Raw genomic sequence first — 17,423 nt, 5'->3', positions numbered from 1 at the left:
TTCCGTCAGGGAAAGTCAGGCTCGGGGGTCGAAGGCTTCACGCAAGGCGTCGCCGATGAACACCAGCAGGGTGAGGATCAGCGCCAGGGCGAAGAAGGCGGTAAAGCCCAGCCAGGGCGCCTGCAGGTTCTGCTTGCCCTGGTTGACCAGCTCGCCGAGCGAGGCGCTGCCGGCGGGCATGCCGAAGCCGAGGAAGTCCAGGGCGGTAAGCGTGGAGATGGCCCCGGTGAGGATGAACGGCAGGTAGGTCAGGGTGGCGTTCATCGCGTTGGGCAGGATATGCCGGACGATCACCAGGCGGTCCGACAGGCCCATGGCCCGGGCGGCCTGGACATACTCCAGGTTGCGCCCGCGGAGGAATTCGGCGCGTACCACGTCCACCAGGGCCAGCCAGGAAAACAGCGCCATGATCCCCAGCAGCCACCAGAAGTTCGGCTCGACGAAGCCGCTGAGGATGATCAGCAGGTACAGCACCGGCAGCCCCGACCAGACTTCCAGCAGGCGCTGGCCGATCAGGTCGACCCAGCCGCCGTGGTAGCCCTGCAGGGCCCCGGCCGTGACGCCGATGATCGTGCTGATGACGGTCAGGGCCAGGGCGAACAGGATCGAGACCCGGGTGCCATAGATCACCCGGGCCAGCACATCCCGGGCCTGGTCATCGGTGCCCAGCCAGTTGCTTGCGGTCGGCGGGCTCGGTGCCGGCACCTGGAGGTCATAGTTGGGCGTATCGGCGCTGAACGGAATCGGCGGGAACAGCATCCAGCCTCCCTTGCCCTCGATCAGCTCGCGCACGTACTGGCTGCGGTAGTCCGCCTGGAACGGCAACTGGCCGCCGAACTGCTGCTCGGTGTAGCGCTTGAACGCCGGGAAATACAAGCTGCCGTCGTACTTCAGGACCAGCGGCTTGTCATTGGCGATCAGCTCGGCGCCGAGGCTCAGGGTGAGCAGGGCGGCGAAGGCCCAGAGCGAGAACCAGCCCCGGCGGTTCTTGCGAAAGCGCTGCCAGCGCCGCTGGCTGATGGGCGACAGGCAGAACATCAGTGCGCCCTCGTGGAAAAGTCGATGCGCGGGTCCACCAGGGTGTAGGCGATATCGCCCGCCAGGCGGATCAGCAAGCCGAACAGGGTGAAGATGAACAGGGTGCCGAACACCACCGGATAATCCCGGCTTACCGCCGCGTCATAGCTCATGCGCCCGAGGCCATCGAGGGAGAAGATCACCTCGATCATCAGCGAGCCGGCGAAGAACACGGTGATCAGCGCCTGGGGCAGGCCGGCCACCACCAGCAGGATGGCGTTGCGGAACACATGGCCGTAGAGCACCCGGCGCTCGGTCAGGCCCTTGGCCTTGGCGGTGATCACGTACTGGCGGGTGATCTCGTTGAGGAAGGCGTTCTTGGTCAGCAACGTCAGGGTGGCGAAACCACCGATCACCAGGGCGCCCACCGGCAGCACCAGGTGCCAGAAATAGTCGGCGACCTTGCCGATGAAGCTCAGCTCGGCGAAGTTCTCCGAGACCAGCCCGCGCACCGGGAACCAGTTCAGCGAGGTGCCGCCGGCGAACAGCACGATCAGCAGCAGGGCGAAGAGGAACGAGGGCAGGGCGTAGCCGATCACGATCAGGCTGCTGCTCCAGGCATCGAACGCGCTGCCATGTCGCACCGCCTTGCGGATACCCAGGGGGATCGACACCAGGTAGGTGATGAAGGTGGCCCAGAAGCCCAGGGACAGGGTCACCGGCATCTTGTCGAGGATCAGGTCGGTGACCTTGGCGCCGCGGAAGAAACTCTCGCCGAAGTCCAGCCGGGCGTAGTTGCCGAGCATCAGCCACAGGCGCTCGGGCGCGGACTTGTCGAAACCGTATTGTTTCTTGATGGTTTCCAGCAGGGCCGGGTCGAGGCCGCGGCTGGCTCGGGAATCGAGCTGCATCGAGGACGCGCCCGGCGCGCCGCCGCCAATACCTTGCAAGCGTGCAACGGCTTGTTCGACCGGTCCACCCGGTGCGGCCTGGACGATCACGAAGTTGACCAGCAGGATCACCAGCAAGGTCGGGATGATCAGCAGCAGGCGCCGCAGGATATAGGCGGTCATGGCTTGCCCTTGGTACGTTCGGCCATCTGGTCGTTGGTCAGCGCGGTGGGGCTGATTTCCCACCAGGTGTCCAGCGCCGGGTCATTGGCCGCCGGGATCTTCGGCAGGCCGAAGCGGTTCCACCACACGCTGGAGGTGCCTGGCGGGTAGTAGTTGGGAATCCAGTAGTAATTCCATTGCAGCACCCGGTCCAGGGCATGGGCATGGCGCTGCATGCCGGCCTGGGTGTCGGCACGCACCAGGCCGTCGATCAGTTGGTCCACCACCGGGCTTTGCAGGGCCATGAAGTTGTTCGAGCCCGGGTCCTTGGCCGCCGCCGAGCCGAAATAGCTGTACAGCTCCAGCCCCGGCGAGGTGGTGACCGGGTAGCCGGTGACGATCATGTCGTAGTCCCGTGCCATCAGGCGGTTGACGTACTGCGCCGAGTCGACCCGGCGGATCTGCATGTCGATGCCGATCTGCGCCAGGGTGCGCTTCCACGGCAGCAGCAGGCGCTCCATGCCGTTCTGGCCGTTGAGGAAGGTGAAGCTCAGCGGTTCGCCCTGGGCGTTGACCAGGCGATCGCCGTCCGGGTGCCAGCCGGCTTCGGCCAGCAGGGCCAGGGCCTGCAGCTGCTTGTCGCGGATGATCCCCGAGCCGTCGGTACGCGGTGCTTCGAAGACCTGGGTGAAGACCTCGTCGGGGATCTGCCCGCGCAACGGTTCGAGGATCTTCAGCTCTTCGGCATCCGGCAATTCCCGGGCCGCCAACGGGCTATTGGCGAAGTAGCTCTGCTGGCGGATATACATATCGCGCATCATCCGCCGGTTGCTCCATTCGAAGTCCCAGAGCAGGGCGATGGCCTGGCGCACGCGACGGTCCTGGAACATCGGACGTTGCAGGTTGAACACGTAGCCCTGGGCGTTCTGCGGGGCTTCTTTCGCCAGATGGGCGCGTTGCAGGCGGCCGTCGTCAAGGGCGGGCCCGGCGTAGCCGATGGTGTAGCCGGTGGCGGAGAACTCGCGGTTGTAGTCGTAGCCGCCGCCGCGCAACACCTGGCGTGCCACGTCGGTGTCGCCGAAGTACTCGATGCGCATCTGGTCGAAGTTGTAGCGTCCGCGGTTGACCGGCAGGTCCTTGCCCCACCAGTCGCGGTCGCGTTCGAAGGTGATGCTGCGACCGTTGTCGATCCGCCCGACCTTGTACGGCCCGCTGCCCAGCGGTGCCTCGAAGCCGCCGCCATTGGCGAAATCGCGGCCGCGCCACCAGTGTTCCGGGAGCACCGGCAGTGAGGCGAGGTCCAGGGGCAGGGTGCGGTTCTGGTTGGTCTTGAAGTCGAAGCGCACCTGGGTCGGCGATTCGACCACCACGTCGGCGACATCGGCGAACTGGGTGCGGTACTTCAGGCTGCCGTCGCGCAGCAGCAGGTCGTAGGTGAAGCGCACGTCTTCGGCGCGGATCGGCTTGCCGTCGGCGAAGCGTGCCTTGGGGTCAAGGTAGAAGCGCAGCCACAGGCCATCGTCGGCCCGTTCCATGCGCCGGGCGACCAGGCCGTAGACGGTGTAGGGCTCGTCCAGCGAGCGCACGGCCAGGGGCGCGTACAGCCAGCCATCGATTTCGCTGACGCCGATGCCCTTGTCGATATAGGGAAGGATATGGTCGAACTGGCCGATCTCGATGGCCGAACGACGCAGGCTGCCGCCCTTGGGGGCGTCAGGGTTGGTGTACTGGAAGTGCTGGAAGTGCTGCGGGTAGCGTGGCGCCTCGCCGTAGACGGTGAGGGCATGGGTGGGGGCGGCCTGGGCGCTGAACCCAAGAAGGGCTGCCAGGCAGCCCCCAAAGGCCAGGATGGCCTTACGCATCAAGACCGATCAGTCCTGGCGGCTGGTGACTTCCAGCAGGTGGTAGCCGAACTGGGTCTTGACCGGACCCTGTACCACGTTGATCGGGGCGCTGAACACCACGGTGTCGAATTCCTTGACCATCTGGCCTGGGCCGAAGGAACCCAGGTCACCGCCCTGGCGGCTGGACGGGCAGGTGGAGTTGGCTTTGGCAACTTCGGCGAAGTCCGCGCCGGCTTCGATCTGTGCTTTCAGTTCGTTGCACTTGTCTTCGCTGCTGACGAGGATGTGGCGGGCAGTGGCTCGGGCCATGGGGACGTACTCCTGTTGGGAAAAGCCAGAGCCTACCGGAATTGGTGGGTGATTTCTCCTGAAACCTTGTAGGAAGTTTGCCGTGTTCTTGAGGGCCCTATCGCCGGCAACGCCGGCTCCCACAAGTATCCGCGTGCACCGCCGAATCCTGTGGGAGCCGGCGTTGCCGGCGATAGGGCCCGAGAGATCACGAAAAATCCCGCTCCTTGCGCAGCCGACCAGCCGCCTCACGCAACATCGCCTCGGTCCCGTCCCAGCCCAGGCAACCATCGGTAATCGACACCCCGTACTTCAACGGCCCCTTGCCCAGCACCTGGCAGCCGTCGAACAGATGGCTCTCGATCATCACCCCCACCAGCGAGCGATCACCCGCGACCCGCTGGTCGATCACATCGCGCAGCACAGCCGGTTGCTTGAGCGGGTCCTTGCCACTGTTGGCGTGGCTGCAATCGACCATGATCCGCGCGGCGATGCCGGCCTTGGCCAGCCCTTGGCGGGCCATGGCGACACTGTCCGCGTCATGGTTCGGGCCCTTGTGCCCGCCCCGCAGGACCAGGTGGGTATCCGGGTTGCCAAGGGTCTCGACAATGGCCGGGTGGCCCTGGGCGTCCAGGCCGAAATGCCGGTGCGGATGGGCTGCACTGCGGATCGCGTCACAGGCGATACCGACACCGCCATTAGTACCGTTCTTGAAGCCCACCGGCAGACCGAGGCCGCTGACCATCTCGCGGTGGATCTGCGATTCGGTGGTGCGCGCACCGATCGCCGCCCAGCTCAGCACATCATCGAAGTAGCCGGCGGCCATGGGTTGCAGCAGCTCGGTGGCCACCGGCAGGCCGCGTTCGAGCATGCCCAGCATCAGTTCCCGGGACAGGCGCAAGCCACCGTGCATATCGTCGCTGCCGTCCAGCTGCGGGTCGTAGGCCAGGCCTTTCCAGCCGACGGTGGTGCGGGGCTTTTCCACGTAGGCGCGCATCACCAGGAGCAACTGGTCATCCAGTTCGCGGGCCAGTGCGGCCAGGCGGTCGGCGTATTCGAGGGCGGAGCGCGGGTCGTGCAGGGAGCAGGGGCCGACCACCACGAGCAGGCGCGGGTCGTGACCGTCGAGAATCTGTTTCACCGCGTCACGGTGCTGCTGGACCTGGGCCGCGAGGGCCGCAGAGAGCGGCAACTGCTGCTTGAGTTGCACGGGGCTGGGCAGACGCAGGCTCACGGAAGTGTTGGCTGCGGCAGGGGTGTTCAGTGGCAGTGCCTGGGTAGTCGCTTGCATGTTCGGAATTCCCTGGGCGGAAGGCGGGTTCTGTCCCGCGCCTTCGGCCCTATCGTTGTGTTCGACAGATACTTGAATGTGTGTTGATGCCACCCGCAACGGACCGGTCGGAGGCGGCTGGCTGGCCCGAACGGCAGTGGCTAAATCGCCAGGCAGAGCTTTGGTAGCGGTAGTAGGTGGCGTAGTTCATGTGTCGATTCCTCAATGGTGTCTGGTGGTGACGGCGCAAAAAACAAAACCCCCGGAGGGCTGGGCCGTCCGGGGGTTCGAGAGTTCTCGTGTTCGGCGGCCCTGTTAATGGGCGCCGGTGTGGGTATCAGCGGCGCCTGTGGCTAAACCAATACCCAAAATAAAACGCGGCCGGGGCAGCGCAGCCACAGGCAGCCACGGACGCAACGGAACGCGCTGGGCGACCGGCTTGCTGTGCGTGGAGGTGAGTGGTGTGGTTCATGTGCTGCTCCAGTTGAATGCGTTCGAGCTTACTTCAGCGTAACTGCGTGTTTCAACGATTAATTTCCATCGTAACGATTAATTATTCCTAACGACGCAGATAGGCCGTGAAGTCGATATCCCCCGCGCTAAGGATCGCCTGCACCCGGTTATGCACGTTGAGCTTGCGCAGGATCGCCGACACGTGGGCCTTTACCGTGGTCTCGGCGATATCCAGGTTGTAGGCGATCTGCTTGTTGGATTCGCCCTTGGTCATGCGTTCCAGCACCAGCAGTTGCTTGCGGGTCAGGGCCTGCAACAGCTCGGGCGCAAAGCCCTGGGCCTCGCTCTGGCTGCGGCGGCTGCCGCTCTTCTGGGTGCGGATGATGTCCGGCGGCAGGTACACGTTGCCATTGAGGATCTGCTCGATGGCCTCGGTCATCTGCGAGCGCGGCGAGGACTTGGTGATAAAGCCCACCGCGCCGTAGGTGATGGCCTGGAGGACGATCTGCTTGTCCTGTTCGGCGGAGACGATCACCACCGGAATGGTCGGCGCCTCGTTGCGCAGGTTGATCAGCCCGCCCAGGCCATGCATGCCGGGCATGTTCAGGTCGAGCAGGATCAGGTCGAGATCGTCGTGCTCGCCGGTCAGCGCCAGGGCGCTGTCCAGGTCGGCGGTTTCCATCACTTCGCTACCGGGAAAACCGTCGCTAATGACGTTATGGATGGCTTCGCGAAACAGCGGATGGTCGTCGGCGATCAGAATCTTGTACATGGCGTTTGCACCTTATTGTTTTGGTTTCGACCGCAAGGAACAGCTGGTTCAGGGAAAGGCTTCGGGGGTGGCGGCGACCACGGGCAGGCCGGCATTTTCCCAGGCATCGAGACCGTCACGGTACCAGTACAGCTGCGTGTAGCCCAGCGCCGTGGCGCGCTTGACCGCGTTCCAGCTCAGCCAGCAATCGGAACGGCAGTAGAAGACGATGGCGCGCTGGCGGTTGCCATCGCTCAGGCGTTCCAGGTGACGGCTGAAGTACCGGTTCCATTGCGCATCCAGTTCGCCGTCACCGGTATTGGCCAGCCAGTGGCTGCCGGGCAGGTTGGCGTGGGGTTCACTGGCGATGAATTGGCCATTGAGGAACTGACGCTTGTACACGTCGATGAGCAGGGCCGAGGGTTGCTGCTGGAGCAAGGCCTGGACCTGGGCGGTATCGACGGTTTTCGCGGATTCGGCAGTGGCTGGCGTCGGGCTGCGGTACAGGCCGTTGCGGTAGCCATCGGCGGAAAACGGCGGCGCTTCGGCCAGGGCATTGCCGGCAAGCAGGCCGGACAGGGCCAGGCAGGAGAGGGCGGACAGGACACGGGGCAGCATGGTCGTCAGTCTCGTTTTTGTTATGCCGGTATTACAGGTCAGTGCCGGGGCTTTGTGAATGCGACCATCGACAGCAAAAGCGCTACCAAAGTAGTAGGCAGAGAGCTTGGGCAGCGCTCTAGCATGGGGCTGTGGCGATAACAAAAGAGAAAACGCCGATGGACATCCTGCTGGTCGACGACCATCCCATGCTGCGCCTGGGCCTGAGCGCCGTGCTTGCCGAAGAACTGCCGGTGCGCGAAGCCGCCTCCGGTGAAGAAGCCTTGTTACGGGTGCAGGAGCAGGTGCCGGGCCTGGTCCTGATGGATTTCGACCTGCCCGGTATCAGCGGGCTGGAGACCACCCGGCGCTTGCGCCAGCGCCTGCCGCAGTTGCGCGTGCTGTTCTTCAGCGAACACACCGAATTGGGGCTGGTGCGCCAGGCGCTGGATGCGGGGGCCTGTGGCTTCCTGTCCAAGTCGGTGGCGGCGGCGACCCTGCTGGAAGCGGTGCGCCGGGTGCTGGCGGGGCATGCCTATATCGAGCAGGCGCTGGCCACGCAACTGGCCACCCAGCCGCATCGGGCCGAGGACAAGGATGCCCGCTTGGGCGGGCTGACCCAGCGTGAGACCGAGATCTTCCTGATGCTGGCCAAGGGCACGCCGATGCGCATGATTGCCGAGCATCTGTGTTTGAGCGGGAAGACCGTGTCGAACTACCTGACGGTGTTGAAGAGCAAGTTGCAGGTGAGCTCCCATGCGGAGCTGGTGCATCTGGCGATCGAGACGGGGTTGCTCAGGATCGCGGCCTGACGTGAGGGACTCATCGCTGGCAAGCCAGCTCCCACAGGTTACGCAAAACCCTGTGGGAGCTGGCTTGCCAGCGATTGGGCCAGTGGAAACACTATCAATCCCAGGTCTTGGGACAGCCTTCGCAGCCTTCCATGTTGGCATCCTGGAAATTCGCATAATGCTTGCGGGTTCCCCGCAGATCGGCCTTTTCCAGATTGCTTTCACCGAACTTGGCTTCCTGCAGGTTGGCATCCGACAGGTTCGCCCCGAGCAGGTCGGCGCGGCTCAGCCAGGTCATTTCCAGGTCGGCGGCCTGCAGGTTGCTGTTGTGCAGCTTGGCCCCGGACAGGCGGGCGAATTCCAGGTAGGCGCCGCTCAGGTTGGCGTCATTGAATTTGGCGCCCTGGGCGAACATGCCCCAGGCCTGGGTAGCAATCAGGCTGGCACCGGTGAGGTCAGCGATGCGCAGGTTGGTCTGTTGCAGGCTGGCACGGTTGAGGTTGGCACCTTGCAGCTGGGCCTTTTCCAGGTTGGCCAGGTCGAGGATGGCATGCCGCAGGTCGGCACCCTTGAGGTTGGCACCGGCCAGGTTCATCTTGGTCATGTCCTGGTTGTTCAGGTCGGCGCCGGCGAGGTTGGCATTCGGGCACTGGCTTTCCGGCTGGATCACGCAACCGTTGACGATCAGTGGCTGGTCGTCGCCGTCGTCGGCGATCACGGCGAAGGCAGGGGTGATGGCGAGGGTCAGGAGTAGCGGGAGGTATTTCATGGATAGCTCCGTCATTAGAGGTCAGCGCAATACCCTGTGGGAGCTGGCTTGCCAGCGATGAGGCCGGCAGGAACAGTGATGTTGTGAGGTCTGGCCCTATCGCTGGCAAGCCAGCTCCCACAGGGATTGTGCAAGCCAGGTCAAAGGGGCTATCACCCCCCTTTGACCTGTTTCAGATCAACGCTGCGCAGTCTTGGTATCCCAGCTCGGGATCTTGAACACCCAGAACGAACCGCCCTGTGCCACCGGCTTGGTCAGCTCGGCCATGTCGCCGCCCCACAGCGGTACCGCGCCGCCGTAGCCGACGGTCACGCCGATGTACTGCTCGCCATCCTGTTCCCAGGTGATGGGCGGGGAGACGATGCCGCTGCCGGTCTGGAATTTCCACAGCTCTTCGCCGGTCTTGGCGTTGAAGGCCTTGAAGAAGCCATCACCGGTACCGGTGAACACCAGGTTGCCCTTGGTCGCCAGCACCCCAGCCCAGAGTGGCAGGCGCTCCTTGTGTTCCCAGACCATCTTGCCGGTGGTCGGGTCCATGGCCCGCAGCGAGCCGACGTGGTCCTCGTACATACGCTTGATGCGGAAGCCCATGCCCAGGTACGCCGAGCCCTTCTTGTAGTTGACCTCCTCGGTCCAGTATTCCTCTTTCCATTGGTTGGACGGCACGTAGAACAGGCCGGTGTCCTGGCTGTAGGCCATCGGGTTCCAGTTCTTGCCACCGAGGAACGGCGGCGAGACTTCCACCGACTTGCCCTTGGTTTCACCCGGGGCAGGCTTGGGCGGACGCTGGCCTTCGTTTTCCACCGGACGCCCGGTCTTCAGGTCGATATGGCTGGCCCAGGTGATGTTGTCGGCGAACGGGAAGGCGTTCTTCAGCTTGCCGTTGGTGCGGTCGACCACGTAGAAGAAGCCGTTGCGGTCGGCGTGGGCGGTGGCCTTGTACTGCTTGCCGTCCTTGTCCTTGTAGTCGAACAGCACCAGTTCGTTGTTGCCGGAGAAGTCCCAGGCATCGTTCGGGGTGTGCTGGTAGAACCACTTGACCTCGCCGGTGCTCGGGTCGACGCCGACCTGGCCGGAGGTGTAGAGGCTGTCGTAGTCGTGCGGGTTGCCGTCCTTCGAGGTGCGTGCCCAGGTGTTCCACGGGCCCGGGTTGCCGGCGCCGACGATGATGGTGTTGGTTTCGGCATCGAAGCTCGCGCTCTGCCAGGGGGCCCCGCCGCCGTGGCTCCAGGCCTCGACCTTGCCGGTCTCGGTGGTCGGATCATCCGGCCAGGACGGCGCTTTCACGTCGCCGGTCGGGGTGCTGTCCTTGCCGTTCAGGCGGCCCATATGGCCTTCCACGAACGGACGCATCCACACTTCCTCACCGGTGTCCGGGTCGCGGGCATAGAGCTGGCCGACCACGCCGAATTCGTCGCCGGAGCTGCCGTGGATCAGCAGGACCTTGCCGGTCTTGCCGTCCTTGATCAGGGTCGGCGCGCCGGTCATGGTGTAGCCGGCGGAGTGATCGCCGAACTTCTTGTTCCACACCACCTTGCCGGTGTCCTTGTTCAGGGCGATTACGCGGGCGTCGAGGGTGCCGAAGTAGATCTTGTCGCCGAAGATCGCCGCACCGCGGTTGACCACGTCGCAGCACGGGCGAATGTTGTCCGGCAGACGGTGGTTGTAGGTCCACAGGCGCTTGCCGGTCTTGGCGTCGAGGGCGAACACCCGCGAGTAGGAACCGGTCACGTAGACCACGCCGTCGCTGACGATCGCTTGCGACTCCTGTCCCCGCTGCTTCTCGTCGCCGAAGGAGAACGACCAGGCCGGGGTCAGCTTGAACACGTTCTTGTCGTTGACCGCGTTCAGCGTGCTCCAGCGCTGGGCGTTGGTGCCCATGCCGTATTGCAGCACGTTGTTGGTGGTCTTGTGGTCGTCGGCGATGTCTTCCCAGGTAACCGGCTTGGCATGGGCAGGCGCCATGGCCAGGGTGCCGACCAGCAGCACGGCCTGCACAGCCAGGGAGATAGGGGAGAGAGCGGCGGGTAACGATCTTATTGTCATGTTGGTGTTTCCCAATGGAGGTTTTGGCCTGCATAGACTGGAACGCCAGCCTCACCCCGGATACGGAAAAACTCCCGCCCTTGCCGGGAAAACTTCCCAGGCCGGGCATGACTTGGCATTGCCCCACAAGCCCTACTACCAACGGAGTAGACCGCGACCACCAAAGCAGCATGGGGACTGCTCCGGGTGCTTCCTAAGATGGCCGGCAGAACCTTTCTCCAGAGAGGTTTTCGCGTGCAAATCGTGCAACCTGAAGTAGTCGAGGGCAAAACAATGACAAGAGTGAAGAACGCCTGCCTGAGTGCCATTTTCCTGGCTGGCCTGGTGAGTGCAGGGGCGGTCCTGGCCCATGGCAACGTCACGCCGACCGCGGTCAATACTGGCAACCTGGAAAAGCTCGGTGAGGAATGGCGCACCGAAAACCCCTACCGCAACAGCCCGCAGCATGACGAAGCGGTGACCATCGGCGCTTCGGCCTACAACCAGAACTGCGCGGCCTGCCACGGCCTGGAAGCCAAGTCCGGCGGTATCGCCCCGGACCTGCGCATGCTCGATGAAGGCGCTGCCGGGGACGAGTGGTTCGTCGAGCGGGTCCGCCACGGCTCGGTGCGCGACGGGCGCGTGTACATGCCGAAGATGGCCGACTACCTGAGCCAGGAAGCGCTCTGGGCCGTGCGCACCTACCTGGACAGCGTCCACGTCACGGAGTGATGCCATGACCCGGGTGCCGTTGCTGTTGCTGGCGTTATGCATGGGCGCCCCGGCCTACGCCGTGGATCCGGGCCCCGACCCGGTGCCCTCGGTGATGTGGGAGTTCTACCGCAAGCAATGGATTGGCGATGAACCTTACCGCTTCGACCAGCGGGTCAAGGTCGTCGCGCCGCCGTTCGCCGAGGACGCCCGGCAGGTGCCGCTGCAGGTGGATGCCCGCGAGCTGCCGGGTACGGTGAAGCGCATGCTGGTCTGGGCCGAGTTGAACCCGCTGCCGCGGATCGTCGACTTTGCCCCGGGGCCGCAGGTGCTGCCATGGCTGGCGATCCGTATCCGCATCGAACAGGCCACGCCGCTGCGGGCCGCCGTGCAGACCGAGGACGGTGTCTGGCATGTCGGTTCGACCCTGATCGACGCCGCCGGCGGTGGCTGTACCGCGCCCAGCGTGGTGCGCAGCCAGCCGGGCTGGGAGGAGCGGCTCGGCCAGGTGCTGGGCGGGCGCTACCCCCGCGAGGACTTCAGCCGCTTGCGCCTGTCGGTTTCGCACCCCATGGATAACGGCCTGATGGCCGGGATTCCGGAATTTTTCATCGAGCACGCCGAACTGTTCGACGCCACTGGCCAGTCCCTGGCGACCCTAGAACTGTGGCCGGCCGTGAGCGAAAACCCCAGCCTGTCGTTCGATCTGCGCCGCCCGGGCCCGGTACGCCTGAGCCTGCGTGACAACAACGGCAATGCCTTCGACGCCGCCATCGAATGAGGTCCCGGATGCGAGCCTTGCTGTGCCTGTTGAGCCTTGTCAGCCTGCCGAGCCTGGCCGACCTGGACTACCGTCTCGAACCCCGCCAGATCGCCGCCGACACCTGGGTGCTGGAAGGCAGCACCGAGAATTTCTCCCGGGACAATGGCGGCAATATCGTCAATACCGGGTTTATCGTCAGCGAGGCCGGCGTGGTGGTGATCGACAGCGGTCCTTCGCTGCGCTATGGCCAGGCCCTGCGCGAGGCGATCGGCAAGATCACCGACAAACCGGTGGTGCAGGTGCTGATCACCCATCACCATCCTGATCATGCCTTGGGCAGCCAGGCCTTTGCCGATGTGCCCATCGGCGCCTTGCCGGGGACGAAGGCGCAGTTGGCGAAGGAGGGCGATGCCCTGGCGGAGAACATGTACCGCATGGTCGGCGACTGGATGCGCGGGACCCAGGTGCGCTTGCCGGAGCAGGTGCTGGCGCCGGGCGTGAAGACCTTTGGTTCACACCCGCTGCGCTTGCTGGCTTTCACCGGGCACAGCGGCGCCGACCTCGCGGTACTGGATGAAAAGACCGGGGTGCTGTTTACCGGGGACCTGCTGTTCTACCAGCGTGCGCTGACCACGCCGCACAGTCCAGGGCTTGTGCAGTGGGTGGATGATCTGCAGCGGTTGCAGGGCTTGCCGTGGAAGGTGCTGGTGCCGGGGCACGGGCCGGTCAGCCAGGATCGCGGGCCGTTCGAGCAGATGGTGGATTACCTGGGCTGGCTGGATGACCTGCTGCGTGACAGCGCGGCGAACGGGCTGGAGATGAATGAGGTGATCGCCACGCCGATTCCCGAGCGGTTCGCGATGGTGAAGCTGGGCAAGTATGAGTTGATTCGCAGTGTTAGCCATCTGTATCCGCGGTATGAGCAGGCGGCCATGGCACGGGTCGAGCAATAGAGTGTCCTTACTGGCCTCATCGCCGGCAACGCCGGCTCCCACAAGGTCCGCGTGCACCGCCGCACCCTGTGGGAGCCGGCGTTGCCGGCGATGAGGCCCGTGAGAGCAAAGAAAATCCGCATCATTCCATCTGCTTGACCACCTCACGCACCATCTCCATTACCACCTGGATCACCGGATCCCGCGCACTGTCCCCCCGCCAGCCCAATTCCACGGAATACCGCGGCAACCCGATCGGACACGGCAGGCAAACCAACCCGGACAACCGCGCCAACGCCAGCGCCGCATGGATCGGCAGCGTGGCAATGCTCTCGCTCCCCTGCAACAACGCCGGCAATGCCGCGAAATGCGTGGTCGACGCCTCGACCCGCCGGCTCTGCCCCAGCGCCGCCAGCGCCTCGTCCACCACCCCGACATAGCCCCCGGACGACACCAGCACATGCCCGCGCCGGAGAAAATCCTCCATCCCCAGTTCACCCGGCACGGCGCTGAGACAGCTGTAGCCACCACTCGCCAACACCTGCCGCCCCAGCGCCCGTGAAGCAATGGCTCCAGCGGTAAGGGCCAGATCGATCTGCCGGCTCATCAACGCATCTGCCGCGAGCATGCTGTGGGTTTGCTTGAACAGCAGGCGCAGGCCGGGCGCGCGCTCTTTGGCCAGATCGATCAACGCCCGGCCGATCGCCAGTTCATGATCGTCCGACAGCCCGAGGGCCACGGTGCGCCCATGAAACGCAGCACCCGCGCCGCTGACCAGCAACAGGCTCTGCCGACACTTCTCCAGCCCGGCGGCAATGATCGGGCGCAGTTCTTCGCTTTTCGCCGTCGGCCGCAAGCCGCGCCCGGTGCGCTCGAACAGATGGTCGCCGTAAACGAGGCGCAAGCGGGCGAGGGCGGCACTCACCGCCGACTGGGTAATCCCCAGGCGGATCGCCGCACGCCCGGCGCCGCCTTCCTCGTACAGGGCCTCGAAGACTTTCAGCAGGTTGAGGTCGAGCGACCAGATATCGATTTGGCTCATATCAGATGGTGCCTGCACTGAATTGATTGATAACGCGGCGCTGGCGACTATGCCTCAATCCACCCACGACAAGCGAGACAGACCCATGCCAACTTCCATCGTTGCCGCGCTGCAGATCGGTTCACGCCCCGAGGGCAAGGCCGCCACCCTCGAGGCGGTACTCGCCTACGAAGAACGCATCAAGGCCTCCGGCGCCGGCCTGGTGGTCATGCCCGAGGCCCTGCTGGGCGGCTACCCGAAAGGCGAGACCTTCGGCACCTACCTCGGCTACCGCCTGCCCGAGGGCCGCAAGGCCTTCCAGCGTTACTACGAGAACGCCATCGATGTGCCTGGTGCCGAGACCGATGAACTGGCCGGCCTGGCCCAGCGCACCGGTGCTCATCTGGTGATCGGGGTGATCGAGCGCTCGGGCAATACGCTGTTCTGCACCGCGCTGTTCTTCTCGCCAGAAGAGGGCCTGGTCGGCAAGCACCGTAAGCTGATGCCCACCGGCACCGAGCGCCTGATCTGGGGCCAGGGCGACGGCTCGACCTTGCCTGTGCTGGACACACCCGTGGGCAAGCTCGGCGCGGCGATCTGCTGGGAGAACCATATGCCGCTGCTGCGCACGGCGATGTACGCCAAGGGCGTGCAGGTCTGGTGTGCGCCGACGGTGGACGAGCGCGATGTGTGGCAGGCGTCGATGCGCCATATCGCGCATGAGGGGCGCCTGTTCCTGGTCAGTGCCTGTCAGGTGCAGCCGTCGCCGAAGGCGCTGGGGATCGAGGTGCCGCAATGGGACGGCGAGCGGCCGCTGATCCAGGGCAACAGCGTGATCGTCGGGCCGCTGGGCGAGGTGCTGGCGGGGCCTCTGCGTGGCGAGGAGGGTTTGCTGACGGCGCAGATCGATCTGGAGGAACTGGTGCGGGCGCGGTATGACTTCGATGTGGTCGGGCACTACGCGCGGCCGGATGTGTTTTCGCTGGTGGTGGATGAGCGGGAGAAGCGGACGGTGGAGTTTCGGCGCTAAGCCATAGTCTTTCTGTGCTTTTACCGGCCTCATCGCTGGCAAGCCAGCTCCCACAGGGATCGCGTGCACCGCTGAACCTGTGGGAGCTGGCTTGCCAGCGATGAGGCCAGTAGAGGCACTACAGATCAGTGGTCAAAACGGCGGCCACGAAGACAACGGATCATGCCGGCAAGGCTGCTTCAGCACCGAGTTGCACTCCGGCAGATCCTCCGGAACCGTCACTCCGGTCAACTCCCCCAACACCAGCCGCGACGGATGCTGTGCATCGTGGAACACCGAATTGCGGCTTTGCAGCGCGTAATAGGCAAACCCATACCCCCCGGTCCGCGACGGCGCATCGATCCAGATCCGCAGCTTCGAACCCTTGCGGAACGGATGGGAAAACGGCGGGATCTCCACTCGGCCCAGTGCCGGCACATTGGGCTGCATCGGCTGCAGCGCATCCGGCTCGTTGAGCTGTACCGGCCGCAGTTCCGTGGACTTGCCCTGATCCAGTGCCCGGTTGGACATGCGCAACCACCCGCGCTGCACGAACACCTCCTTGTCGTCCGGCCGCACCTCGGTGATGGTCACCTGCACATCGGTGTCCGGCGCAAGGAAGGTCGACAGCCAGATATCCGCGCTGGCGCTGCCATAACTGAGGAAGTCCCGTTCGAAGGCCGCACTGGTATAGGCCACGCTGCCCTGGCGCCATAGCGGATGCTGCCAGCCCCAGGCATGGTCCTTCAGGTAGGTGTTCACATCCGGTCCGGGGATCGGATAGAGGTAGGCGTCCGGCTTGCCCGTGCCCTGGCCGTTTTCGATCAGCTCGCCGTCTTCACTCAAGGCAAAGCTCACCGGCTTGACCGGCAGCGGGTACTGGTGGCGTTCGATGGTCCAGCCCGGCCGTGCGGTTTCGTTGGGCTGATGGCGGCCTTCGCGCTGGTCGGCCACGGTTTCCTGCCAGATTTCCAGATGCGGCGTGCGTTCGAAGCCGTTGCCGATGCCTTTGACGAAGTGGTCGAGGAAGGCATAGAGCTTCTGGCGGAAGCGCTCCGACTCGTAGAGGTTGTGGCCGCCGCTGCTTTGCACCATCCACAGGCGCTGCGGATCGAGACGTTCCTGGTAGAAGCCTTCCCGGGCCAGCACCGCCTCGTCCTGCCAGGCCTGCATCGACAGCACCGGGACCTGCACCTGGTCAGCGCGATCCCTTGGCGCGCGCTGCTTCATCCATTCATCGTGCTGCGGATGACGGAGCATCTGGTACATCAGGGAGGTCTTGCCGACCTTACCCTGGTTTTCCGCGACCTGGGCCAGGCAGCGCTGGTCGCCCTCGCTCTTCGCGCTGGCCTTGACCGCCTCCCAGCGCTGGTCGACGAACCAGTGCCAGGTAGTGGTGAACTCCTGGTTCGGCACACCGCCCTGGGACCAGCTGTCGGTGTAGGCGTCGCCGAGGATCATGCCCGGGGCGATGGCCTTGAGGCCTTGCGGGCGTTCGGAGGCGGTCATCAGTTGCGACATGCCGGCCCAGGACCAGCCGAACATGCCGACGCTGCCATTGGACCATTGCTGTGTGGCGGCGAATTCCACGGCGTTGCGCCCGTCGGTGCCGTATTCGCGACCGAGGAAATCGAAGGTGCCCTGGGAGCAACCGGTGCCCCGGGCCTGCACGCCCATTACCGCGTAACCGCGTTCGACCAGGTCCTTGTCCATGGCCACGGAGAAGGTTTCGTTGTCCTCCAGGTAGGCGGAACCGCCGATGCTGCCGGAGTCATAGCCGCTGTAGCGGATCAGCACCGGGAACCTGCCTTCGCCCTTGGGCAGGAGCACCGAGTAGCGCAGCTCGGTGCCGTCGTCGGCGCTGATGTAGCCGGTGACGCGCTTGGCCCAGAAGGGCTGGAAGCTGCGGTCGGAAGGGGGCATGCCCTCGGGCGGCGGCGGGGTGGCACAGGCGCCGAGGGTGAGGGCCAGGGTGAGGTATAGCGCGTGTTTGAAGTACATGGGTTATCCCGTTTGAATGGCACTGCGCGGACCTGTGGGAGCTGGCTTGCAGCGATGAGGTCAGCAGGAACAAAGTGGTTGTCTGGTCGGGCCCTATCGCTGGCAAGCCAGCTCCCACAGGGGCCTGTG

16 protein-coding genes are annotated in these 17,423 nt (G+C 64.7%); 5 read left to right on the top strand and 11 right to left on the bottom strand.

What is annotated here, in order from left to right; genetic code table 11:
* Positions 1-15: 15 nt before the first annotated feature.
* The 7 genes from PSEMO_RS14195 to PSEMO_RS14165 all read right to left on the bottom strand — a co-directional run bounded on the left by PSEMO_RS14195 (position 16) and on the right by PSEMO_RS14165 (position 7,293).
* Positions 16-1,038 (bottom strand): ABC transporter permease, encoded by a 1,023-nt coding sequence (locus PSEMO_RS14195; RefSeq protein WP_075803626.1) that lies wholly within the window; start codon positions 1,036-1,038, stop codon positions 16-18.
* Positions 1,038-2,090: a microcin C ABC transporter permease YejB gene (locus tag PSEMO_RS14190; RefSeq protein WP_075803625.1), complete on the bottom strand. Its 1,053-nt coding sequence runs from the start codon at positions 2,088-2,090 to the stop codon at positions 1,038-1,040. Before PSEMO_RS14190 ends, PSEMO_RS14195 begins: the two co-directional genes overlap by 1 nt.
* Positions 2,087-3,931 (bottom strand): extracellular solute-binding protein, encoded by a 1,845-nt coding sequence (locus PSEMO_RS14185; protein ID WP_075803624.1) that lies wholly within the window; start codon positions 3,929-3,931, stop codon positions 2,087-2,089. The genes PSEMO_RS14190 and PSEMO_RS14185 overlap by 4 nt, the downstream gene beginning before the upstream one ends.
* 9 nt (positions 3,932-3,940) lie before the next feature.
* Positions 3,941-4,222 (bottom strand): peptidylprolyl isomerase, encoded by a 282-nt coding sequence (locus PSEMO_RS14180; RefSeq protein ID WP_064304619.1) that lies wholly within the window; start codon positions 4,220-4,222, stop codon positions 3,941-3,943.
* Positions 4,223-4,409: 187 nt separating this feature from the next.
* On the bottom strand, positions 4,410-5,492 hold the full coding sequence (locus tag PSEMO_RS14175) for a 3-deoxy-7-phosphoheptulonate synthase (protein ID WP_075803623.1): 1,083 nt from the start codon (positions 5,490-5,492) through the stop codon (positions 4,410-4,412).
* 538 nt (positions 5,493-6,030) lie between these two features.
* Entirely contained in the window at positions 6,031-6,696 is a 666-nt protein-coding gene (locus PSEMO_RS14170) for a response regulator (protein ID WP_075803622.1), read from the bottom strand.
* A 48-nt stretch (positions 6,697-6,744) separates the two neighbouring features.
* Complete coding sequence (locus PSEMO_RS14165) at positions 6,745-7,293, bottom strand: PQQ-dependent catabolism-associated CXXCW motif protein (RefSeq protein ID WP_075803621.1); 549 nt, start codon at positions 7,291-7,293, stop codon at positions 6,745-6,747.
* 158 nt (positions 7,294-7,451) lie between these two features.
* On the opposite strand from PSEMO_RS14165, the gene PSEMO_RS14160 reads away from it, so the two are divergent.
* Positions 7,452-8,084, top strand: a complete 633-nt coding sequence (locus PSEMO_RS14160; protein WP_075803620.1) for a response regulator — start codon at positions 7,452-7,454, stop codon at positions 8,082-8,084.
* 94 nt (positions 8,085-8,178) lie between these two features.
* Here the strand turns inward: PSEMO_RS14160 and PSEMO_RS14155 are convergent, their stop codons facing one another.
* Entirely contained in the window at positions 8,179-8,832 is a 654-nt protein-coding gene (locus tag PSEMO_RS14155; protein ID WP_075803619.1) for a pentapeptide repeat-containing protein, read from the bottom strand.
* Positions 8,833-9,009: 177 nt separating this feature from the next.
* The gene (exaA, locus tag PSEMO_RS14150; protein ID WP_256721139.1) at positions 9,010-10,797 is read right to left on the bottom strand and encodes a quinoprotein ethanol dehydrogenase; all 1,788 of its coding nucleotides are present in this window, start codon (positions 10,795-10,797) and stop codon (positions 9,010-9,012) included.
* Positions 10,798-11,151: 354 nt separating this feature from the next.
* On the opposite strand from exaA, the gene pedF reads away from it, so the two are divergent.
* Genes pedF through PSEMO_RS14135 form a run of 3 tightly spaced genes read left to right on the top strand, consistent with a single transcriptional unit; the run spans position 11,152 to position 13,284 of the window.
* Positions 11,152-11,589, top strand: a complete 438-nt coding sequence (gene pedF / locus PSEMO_RS14145) for a cytochrome c-550 PedF (RefSeq protein WP_075803617.1) — start codon at positions 11,152-11,154, stop codon at positions 11,587-11,589.
* 4 nt (positions 11,590-11,593) lie between these two features.
* Entirely contained in the window at positions 11,594-12,349 is a 756-nt protein-coding gene (locus PSEMO_RS14140; RefSeq protein WP_075803616.1) for a quinoprotein dehydrogenase-associated SoxYZ-like carrier, read from the top strand.
* Positions 12,350-12,357: 8 nt separating this feature from the next.
* On the top strand, positions 12,358-13,284 hold the full coding sequence (locus tag PSEMO_RS14135) for a quinoprotein relay system zinc metallohydrolase 1 (protein WP_075803615.1): 927 nt from the start codon (positions 12,358-12,360) through the stop codon (positions 13,282-13,284).
* Positions 13,285-13,405: 121 nt separating this feature from the next.
* Here the strand turns inward: PSEMO_RS14135 and PSEMO_RS14130 are convergent, their stop codons facing one another.
* Positions 13,406-14,305 (bottom strand): LysR family transcriptional regulator, encoded by a 900-nt coding sequence (locus PSEMO_RS14130; RefSeq protein ID WP_075803614.1) that lies wholly within the window; start codon positions 14,303-14,305, stop codon positions 13,406-13,408.
* A gap of 85 nt (positions 14,306-14,390) precedes the next feature.
* Between PSEMO_RS14130 and PSEMO_RS14125 the strand changes: the two genes are divergently transcribed.
* The gene (locus tag PSEMO_RS14125) at positions 14,391-15,314 is read left to right on the top strand and encodes a carbon-nitrogen hydrolase family protein (protein ID WP_075803613.1); all 924 of its coding nucleotides are present in this window, start codon (positions 14,391-14,393) and stop codon (positions 15,312-15,314) included.
* Between the two features lie 132 nt (positions 15,315-15,446).
* On the opposite strand, the gene PSEMO_RS14120 is transcribed toward PSEMO_RS14125, so the two are convergent.
* The gene (locus tag PSEMO_RS14120) at positions 15,447-17,294 is read right to left on the bottom strand and encodes a CocE/NonD family hydrolase (protein WP_075803612.1); all 1,848 of its coding nucleotides are present in this window, start codon (positions 17,292-17,294) and stop codon (positions 15,447-15,449) included.
* Positions 17,295-17,423 lie beyond the last annotated feature (129 nt).

This window comes from Pseudomonas putida, from assembly GCF_001941965.1.
In the GTDB taxonomy this organism is placed as follows: domain Bacteria; phylum Pseudomonadota; class Gammaproteobacteria; order Pseudomonadales; family Pseudomonadaceae; genus Aquipseudomonas; species Aquipseudomonas putida_L.
Note: the sequence above shows the minus strand (reverse complement) of the source record. Positions and strands in the feature narration are given on the sequence as shown.